This window comes from Ewingella sp. AOP8-B2-18 (genome assembly GCF_052376015.1).
GTDB lineage: Bacteria > Pseudomonadota > Gammaproteobacteria > Enterobacterales > Enterobacteriaceae > Ewingella > Ewingella allii.
In genome coordinates this window covers 1-768 of the sequence record NZ_JBQSVB010000063.1, presented here as the reverse complement: position 1 = coordinate 768, position 768 = coordinate 1, and the positions used below count along the sequence as shown (strand labels likewise).

1 protein-coding gene is annotated in these 768 nt (G+C 52.2%); it reads left to right on the top strand.

Annotated elements, in window-relative coordinates:
* Nucleotides 1-55: 55 nt before the first annotated feature.
* Nucleotides 56-753 (top strand): IS1 family transposase gene (locus ACT3RR_RS23135; protein ID WP_223814698.1). Its coding sequence is split into 2 segments (ribosomal slippage): nucleotides 56-305 and nucleotides 305-753, totalling 699 coding nucleotides; the frame shifts between segments, so codons are not numbered across the junction.
* Nucleotides 754-768: the final 15 nt, after the last annotated feature.

Here is a 768-nt window from a genome sequence, read left to right as displayed (position 1 = left end):
GGTAATGGTGCCAACTTACTGATTTAGTGTATGATGGTGTTTTTGAGGTGCTCCAGTGGCTTCTGTTTCTATCAGCTGTCCCTCCTGTTCAGCTACTGAAGGCGTGGTGCGTAACGGTAAAAGTACTGCCGGACATCAGCGCTATCTCTGCTCTCACTGCCGTAAAACATGGCAGCTACAGTTCACTTACACCGCTTCTCAACCCGGTACGCATCAGAAAATCATTGATATGGCCATGAATGGCGTCGGATGTCGCGCCAGTGCACGCATTATGGGCGTTGGCCTCAACACGGTTTTACGTCACTTAAAAAACTCAGGCCGCAGTCGGTAACCTCGCGCATACAACCGGGCAGTGATGTCATCGTCTGCGCTGAAATGGACGAACAGTGGGGCTACGTCGGTGCTAAATCACGTCAGCGCTGGCTGTTTTACGCGTATGACAGGATACGGAGGACGGTTGTGGCGCACGTATTCGGTGAACGCACTCTGGCCACGCTGGAGCGTCTTCTGGGCCTGCTGTCGGCCTTTGAGGTCGTGGTATGGATGACGGATGGCTGGCCGCTTTATGAATCACGCCTGAAGGGAGAGCTGCACGTAATCAGCAAGCGATATACGCAGCGCATTGAGCGGCATAACCTGAATCTGAGGCAACATCTGGCAAGGCTGGGCAGGAAGTCACTGTCGTTCTCAAAATCGGTGGAGCTGCATGACAAAGTCATCGGGCATTATCTGAACATAAAACACTATCAGTAAGTTGGAGTCATTACC